6 protein-coding genes are annotated in these 6,553 nt (G+C 68.2%); 1 reads left to right on the top strand and 5 read right to left on the bottom strand.

Annotated features, from left to right (window positions below; translation table 11 throughout):
- Window positions 1-131: 131 nt before the first annotated feature.
- Window positions 132-887: an SDR family NAD(P)-dependent oxidoreductase gene (locus AC3WOE_RS10590; protein WP_492690307.1), complete on the bottom strand. Its 756-nt coding sequence runs from the start codon at window positions 885-887 to the stop codon at window positions 132-134.
- An 81-nt stretch (window positions 888-968) separates the two neighbouring features.
- Here AC3WOE_RS10590 and AC3WOE_RS10585 point away from each other — a divergent pair, with 81 nt between their 5' ends.
- The gene (locus tag AC3WOE_RS10585; RefSeq protein WP_492690306.1) at window positions 969-1,910 is read left to right on the top strand and encodes a LysR substrate-binding domain-containing protein; all 942 of its coding nucleotides are present in this window, start codon (window positions 969-971) and stop codon (window positions 1,908-1,910) included.
- Here the strand turns inward: AC3WOE_RS10585 and AC3WOE_RS10580 are convergent.
- The 4 genes from AC3WOE_RS10580 to AC3WOE_RS10565 are packed head-to-tail and all read right to left on the bottom strand — an operon-like array spanning window position 1,907 to window position 6,523.
- Complete coding sequence (locus AC3WOE_RS10580; protein ID WP_492690305.1) at window positions 1,907-3,115, bottom strand: toxic anion resistance protein; 1,209 nt, start codon at window positions 3,113-3,115, stop codon at window positions 1,907-1,909. The two genes, AC3WOE_RS10585 and AC3WOE_RS10580, sit on opposite strands and share 4 nt — an antisense overlap.
- On the bottom strand, window positions 3,112-3,765 hold the full coding sequence (locus tag AC3WOE_RS10575; protein WP_492690304.1) for a hypothetical protein: 654 nt from the start codon (window positions 3,763-3,765) through the stop codon (window positions 3,112-3,114). The genes AC3WOE_RS10580 and AC3WOE_RS10575 overlap by 4 nt, the downstream gene beginning before the upstream one ends.
- On the bottom strand, window positions 3,762-5,402 hold the full coding sequence (locus AC3WOE_RS10570) for a substrate-binding and vWA domain-containing protein (RefSeq protein WP_492690302.1): 1,641 nt from the start codon (window positions 5,400-5,402) through the stop codon (window positions 3,762-3,764). The genes AC3WOE_RS10575 and AC3WOE_RS10570 overlap by 4 nt, the downstream gene beginning before the upstream one ends.
- Window positions 5,399-6,523 (bottom strand): hypothetical protein, encoded by a 1,125-nt coding sequence (locus AC3WOE_RS10565; protein ID WP_492690301.1) that lies wholly within the window; start codon window positions 6,521-6,523, stop codon window positions 5,399-5,401. Before AC3WOE_RS10565 ends, AC3WOE_RS10570 begins: the two co-directional genes overlap by 4 nt.
- Window positions 6,524-6,553: the final 30 nt, after the last annotated feature.

Genomic DNA, 6,553 nt, shown 5'->3' with positions numbered 1-6,553 from the left:
GATCAAGCGACCTGGAATGCCGTCAAGCATCTGCAGTCTCCATCAGAGGCTTGACACCGAACACAGTTGCTCGGGGGACCGGCTAGGCACGCCCGCGTTCAGCGGGACGGGACTGGACGAGGGGCTTCGCCTTACAGGAACATGCCGCCCGAAGCTTCGACGCGCTGGCCGGTGATCCAGTTCGCGCCCGGTCGCATCAGGGCCGCCGCCGCGCCACCAATGTCGTCGGCCTCGCCGACCCGACCCAGGGCCGTGACCGACGCGACGAAGCGGTTCAACTCGGCGTTGTCGCGCACCGCGCCACCGCCGAAGTCGGTCGCGATGGCACCCGGCGCCAAGGTGTTGACGCGGATGCCGCGCGCGGCCAGCTCCTTGGCCTGGTAGCGGCTCAGCACCTCGACCGCGCCCTTCATGGCTGCATAGGCGCCGTAGCCGGGAATGGTGAAGCGGGCCAGGCCACTGGAGATGTTGAGGATGCGCGCGCCGTCGGCCAGCAGCGGCAGCAGGGCCTGGGTCAGGAAGAAGGGGCCTTTCAGATGGATGGCCATCATGGCGTCGAACTGCGCCGGCGTCGTCTCGGCGAAGGAGGCGTGGGCGCCGGTGCCGGCGTTGTTGATGAGGCCGTCCAGTGCCGTGGCGCCCCAGGCCGAGACGACCTCGCGCAGCTGGGCCGCGAAGCGGCCGAAGCTTGTGCTGTCGGCCACGTCCAGCGGCAGCGCGTGGGCGCGGCGGCCGAGGGCCTGGACCTGTGCGACCACGGCCTGGGCGGCGTCGGCCTGGTCGCGGTAGGTGATGAGCAGGTCATGGCCGTCGCGGGCCAGGGCCAGGGCCATGGCGGCGCCCAGGCCGCGGCTGGCGCCGGTGATGAGGGTGATGGGTGTGTTCATGAGTCGCTCCGTGAGGCGGTGAAAGGGGACGGAACGAAATTTATTGGCGCTTCTGGAATGGATAAAGTCGCCGAAATTGAAATGACTGTGCTTTTAATGGCTGCCAATATCGACCTCGCCGCCCTGCGTGTCTTCCTTCGTGTGGCCGAACTGGCCCACTTCAGCCGCGCCGCCGACGAACTGGCCTTGCCCAAGGGCCGGGTCAGCCAGATCGTGCGCGACCTGGAGGCCAGCCTGGGCACGCGGCTGCTGCAGCGCACGACGCGGCGCGTCAGCCTCACCTCGGACGGCGAGCTGCTGGCCGAACGCGCCCAGGCGTTGCTGGCCGACGCGGGCGAGATCGAGGCCTTGTTCCAGCAGGACCGCCAGCTCAGCGGCCGCTTGCGGGTGGACATGCCGGTGCGCCTGGCGCTGGACGCGGTGCTGCCGGCCCTGCCGGAATTCCTCGCGGCGCATCCGGGGCTGACGGTCGAGCTGAGCTGCACCGACCGCCGCGTCGACCTGGTCGAGGAGGGCTTCGACTGCGTGCTGCGCGTCGGCGCCGTGCACGATCCGCTGCTGGTGGCGCGGCCGCTCGGGCAGATGAGCATGGTCAACGTCGCCAGCCCTGCCTACCTGGCCGCGCAGGGCACACCGGCCACGCCGGAGGAACTGCTCGGCAGCGGCCATGTGCTGGTGCACTACAGCCAGACCTGGGCCGACCGCCGTCCGCGCTTCGACTGGGTGGACGCCACCGGCCAGGAGCGCACGCTGACGCTGCCTTCGCGCGTGACCGTCAACAACACCGATGCCTACCAGGCCGCGGCCGTGGCTGGCGCGGGCATCGCGCAGTTCCCGCTGCAGGGGGTGAGGCAGCTGCTGGCGGAAGGGCGGCTGGTGCGCGTGCTCCAGGGTTTCGAGGCCGCGCCGCTGCCGGTGCGCCTGGTCATGAGCCAGCGCCGCCACACGCCGCGCCGGGTTCGCGTCTTCATGGACTGGCTGGCCGGCCGCCTGGCCGACCGGCTGGATGGCCAGGCGGACTAGAGCTTGACCGGCCCGTCGATGGCCGTCCCCGCCACCGCCGCCTTGGCCTGCTGCTGGCGCACGCGGTCCAGATAGCCTTCCGAGCGCTGCAACTGCTCCTGGATGAGCTTGTTGTTGGTGCCCATGGTCTCGATGGCCTTGCTGCGGAAGTTGTCCATGGCGTCCATGGCCTGGAAGGTCTGGTCGAACATGGACTGGATCTGCTGGATGCCCAGCATGGGGTTGGACGAGAACTCGGCCGTCGCGTCCACATGCTGGTTCAGCGCCGTGCCGGTCTGGTTGATGAGGTCGCCGATGGTCTTGTTGACGCCCTGCAGCATCTGCATGACCTCGATCTGGTTGCCGGTGGCGCGGGCCACGGTCTGGGCCACCGCGAGGGCGCTCATGCCGGTCGTCGCGACGCGGTCGCAGCCGATCATCATTTCGCGGCCGGTCTTCTTCAGCACATCGAGAGCCAGATAGCCGTTCACGCAGACGGCCTGCTGGGTCTGGATGTCGGCCAGGTTCTGGCGGGCGTAGAACAGCACTTCCTGCTCCAGGGCCTTGGCCTTCATCGGGTCGGTGGGCTGCAGCTGTTGCACGCGGGTGGCCAGGCGCTCGTCCAGCACGCGGGCGAAGCGCGCCGCACCGGCGAGCTTCTGCATCGCGTCCCAGAGCTTGGCGCGGGTGGCCTCGATGTCGACCACGTCGCGCTGGATGTCGTCCTTGGCGGCATAGAGCTGGGTCATGGCCGTCTGCAGCTGCGAGCTGGCCGACTGGAAGCGGCGGAAGTACGCCTCCAGCTTGTTGCCGAAGGGGATCAGCCCGAGCAGCTTGCGCGGCTGCAGCAGGTCACCGTCCTTGCCCGGGTTGAGCTCGTCGAGTTGGCCGCGGATGGCGGCGATGGCCTTGTAGGCCGGCGTGTCCGTCGCGCCGACGAAGTTGCGCTGCATCAGGCTGCCCTGCATCAGGCCGGCGGCGACGCTGATCTCCTGGCGGCCGAGCTGGAAGGCGCTGTCGAGCTTGGCCTTGAAGGGCTCGCTGTGCAGGTCTTCCTTCTCCAGCGCCTCGATGAAGCGCTGCACCTGCTCGTCGACCTTGTCGGCCACGTCGGCCTTCAGCGGCACGGCCTCGACGGCCTGGACGGGCTGCACCGGTGTGATGACTTCGGGCGGGGTCAGCGTGAACGTGGGGGCGGCGGTTGCGGTGGTCGTCGTGGTGTTCATGCGATGTCCTTGTTGCCGAACTTCTGGTTCAGGAATTCACTGTGGCGCAGGAACGCCTGGGCGTCCTGCGAGGCGAGGTCGTCACCGAGCTGCTCGACCTTGGTCTCCAGCTCGGCCAGCACGCCCTCGAAGGTGGTCTGCGCCGTCTTGCCATTGGCCAGCAGCTTGGTGGTGGCGAACTGCGGCGGGATGCTGAGATAGGTGTTCAGCGCCTGGGGCAGATAGCTGATGGCGATGTGGCGGGCATGGAAGGTCTCCTGCAGGCTCAAGCTGCCCTTGCTGCGCTCCCACTGGTCGAGCAGGCCCTCCAGGCGCTGGCAGAGATGCATGATGCGCTGGGCCAGCGGTGCCGGGATGCGGCCGCCCGGGTTGTGTTCGGTCAGGCCGCGCACGCCGGCCAGGGCCCGGCCCATGGCCTCGCGGGCATCGCCCTCGTCCTCGAAGTTCAGCGCCTCCCAGGCGTCTTCTTTCGTGCTGGGCCAGCCCCACCACAGCGCGCCGCCGACCAGGCCGACGACATAGCCCAGGGCCGCCACGCCCAGGCCCCAGCCGCCGAGAAAGCCCAGGCCCTTGAGCACCAGCACGCCGGTGGCCGCCAGCAGGCCGCACCAGTTCGCTGGCGCGTTCAGCCATCTGAGCAGACCGTTCATTGGTAGGCCCGGATGTCCTTGAACACCGCATACAGCGGCGTCTTGCGGGCGTCGAAGACCTTGCCGCCGGTGATCTCCACCAGGGCCTTCAGATCACCCGCGTCGGCCTCGCCGAACAGCACCATGAAGACCGGAATGCCGCGCACGTCCTCCGGCAGTTGCTCGTAGGCGCGCCTGAAGTCCTCCAGGCGCCGGCCCATATTGCTCTTGCCGTCGGTGAAGGCCACGACCGAGTACTGGTAGTCGGGGTTGCGCTTGCGCTCCTCCAGCATGTTCTGCAGGCCGGTCAGCACCGCGTCGTAGAGGGCCGTGCCGCCGGCCATCTTCAGCTCGTCGGCGGCGTCGCGCACGCGCTTGAGTTCGGCCAGCTTGGCCTCGGTGTCGGCCTGCGGCCGCACGCCCTTGGTGACCTTGCTGCCGGCCGGGATCTCAAAGGCCACGGGCTCGCGCACGTGGTCGCTGAAGGGCAGGAACCACAGCCGCTCGCGGTTGGTCAGCTTGGCGACGCGGCCGGTCAGCGAGGCGTCGGCGCCGGCCAGGTAGTGGATGGCCTCGACCAGCTGCTCGCGGCGCTTGCCCTGCATGCTGCCGCTGGTGTCCAGCACGAAGGTGCTGGCGATGGGCTTGCGGAACTCGTTCAGATAGGCGTCGATGAGGCCGTCGGCCAGCTGGCGGTCGGGCGAGAAGGGCAGCTCCACCTGGAAGCCGCGCGCTGGCAGGATGTCGGCCACCTGGGCCGCCACCTCGGCGCGCATCGGGCGGCGCAGGGTCTGGCGGGCCAGCCACAGCTGGGCGGTGTCGCCCTTCAGATACTCGACCACCTTCAGATAGTCGGCGCGACGGGCGTCGTTCAGCAGCATGAAGGGATAGTCGGCCGTCGTCACGCCCTCGAAGGGGTAGATGAGGTGCAGGGGCTCGCGCAGCTTGCCGCTGGCGTTCAACGTCAGCAGCCAGCTCTCGTAGTTGATGAAGGCGTTGGCCCGCGTGCCCTGTTGCTTGGCGAACTGCTCGGCCAGATAGGTCGAGTTGTCGCCGACTATTCTGTAGCCCTTCAGGAAGTCGGCAATCGCACCGCGGTCCACGTCGGCCGCGCTCAGCGCCTCGCCCTTGCCGCCAGCTGCGGCAACCACGCCCAGCAGGGCCATGAAACCCTGGTTGCTGGTGGCCGGGTTGGACAGCGCGTATTGCAGCTTGCCGGTCTTGGCGGCGCGGGTGATGTCGGACCAGGTCAGCTTGGCATCGGGCTTGTCCCAACCATTCCTGGCGGCGTCGCTCTTGCTGACGCCCACGGCCATGGGCGACAGCATGATCTTTTCCTGCAGCTTGACCTTGCCCTGGCCGGCCGCATCGCTGAGCAGGTATTTGGCGTTGGCGAACCAGGCCACGTCGGCCTTCGATCCGTTCAGCACCTCCTGCGTGCTTTCCATCGTCCCGCCGAAGCGGAACTGCACGTCCACGCCGGTGGCGGCCTTGATCTGACCCGCCAGCGGCTCGATGTCCTTCAGGTCGCTGGTGGCGAGCACCTGCAGCACCGGGCCGGCGGGCGCTTCGGGTGCCGTCTGGACAGCGGGCTCGGGCTTCTTGCCGCAGGCGGCCAGCAGCGTGAAGCTCAACAGGAGCAGGGTGCGGCGGATCACTGGTTCATCTCCCGGCTGACGATGTCGATCATTTCAAACATCAGATCGAACCCTGGCGGGTCGATGACCTGGTTCAGCTTCACGTCCACGGCCAGGCCGGCGGTCTTGGTGGCCTCGGCAAAGGCGGTGGTGTCGCCGGTGCGAAAGCCCTGCTCCAGGGCCACGGCCTGCAGTGTCTTGTTCGTCGACAGCAGCTCGGCCAGCTGCTTGCCGCGCTCGTTCAGCGCCACCAGCACCCATTTGTTGACGATGGTGGGCTGGGGATACATCAACACCATCTCGGGACGGATGCCGCCCTTCTGGGCCTGGGCCACCATCTGGGCCTCGTAGATGAAGGTCAGCGGCGTCTTGCCCATGCCGATGGCCAGATAGTCGTCGAAGGCGCCGTTGACGTAGTTCTCCTGGAAGCCCTGGCGCTTGAACAGCTCGGCCAGCTGCGTCGCGTACTTCTGCGCCGCCGTGCGGTCGGCCACCACGTCGCCGTTCAGCGCAGCCGACGTCAGGGCCAGATACATGGCGGCGGAGTTGCTGCGGCGGATGTCGGTCGTGCTGACCAGCACGCTGCGCGACACCGCGTAGTCGCCGCTGGCCTTCAGGTCGCGCCAGCGCTGCTTGGCCAGCATGGCCTGCGTGAGCTTCTCCATGTCCAGGCTGTAGACCTTGGGCGCCTGGGCCTTGGCCATGCCGTTGGCAGCCAGGATCTTGGCGACCGGCTCCCAGGACGCGACGACCAGGGGCGTGTGGAAGGGCGAGGTCTGGGTGGCGTTCTTGCCGGCCTTGCGGGCGGCGTCCGCAATCATGTTGGCGGCGACGACGCCGCTGGCGATGAAGAAGTCGGGCTGGTCGGCGGCGCCGATCTTGGCCGCCATGTCGCGGCTGCCGACGCGGGCCACCTGCACCGGCAGCTTGGCGCCGCCCAGCACCTTGGCGACGCGCTCGTCCTTGAAGAAAGCCTCCACATCGACGGCGATCAGCCCCTTGAGCGGCTCGGCGCTGGCGATCGCGGCCTGCTCCTGCGCGATCTGCTTGTGCTCTTCATTGCTGCGCAGCGCAAAGAAGAGGGCGCCGCCAAAGGCTGCCAACAGGACCAGGGTGCCGACCAGGCGTTTCGCGTTGTTCATGATGAGAGGAAGCAGTCTCCTTATTTCGAT

Source organism: Roseateles sp. FW305-36, assembly GCF_058787015.1.
This window is presented reverse-complemented; position numbering and strand designations above follow the sequence as displayed.

Excerpts from the sequence above, each read along its gene's own strand:
- AC3WOE_RS10590 (WP_492690307.1), bottom strand. The coding sequence starts at position 887 with ATGAACACACCCATCACCCTCATCACCGGCGCCAGCCGCGGCCTGGGC.
- AC3WOE_RS10585 (WP_492690306.1), top strand. The coding sequence starts at position 969 with ATGACTGTGCTTTTAATGGCTGCCAATATCGACCTCGCCGCCCTGCGT.
- AC3WOE_RS10580 (WP_492690305.1), bottom strand. The coding sequence starts at position 3,115 with ATGAACACCACGACGACCACCGCAACCGCCGCCCCCACGTTCACGCTG.
- AC3WOE_RS10575 (WP_492690304.1), bottom strand. The coding sequence starts at position 3,765 with ATGAACGGTCTGCTCAGATGGCTGAACGCGCCAGCGAACTGGTGCGGC.
- AC3WOE_RS10565 (WP_492690301.1), bottom strand. The coding sequence starts at position 6,523 with ATGAACAACGCGAAACGCCTGGTCGGCACCCTGGTCCTGTTGGCAGCC.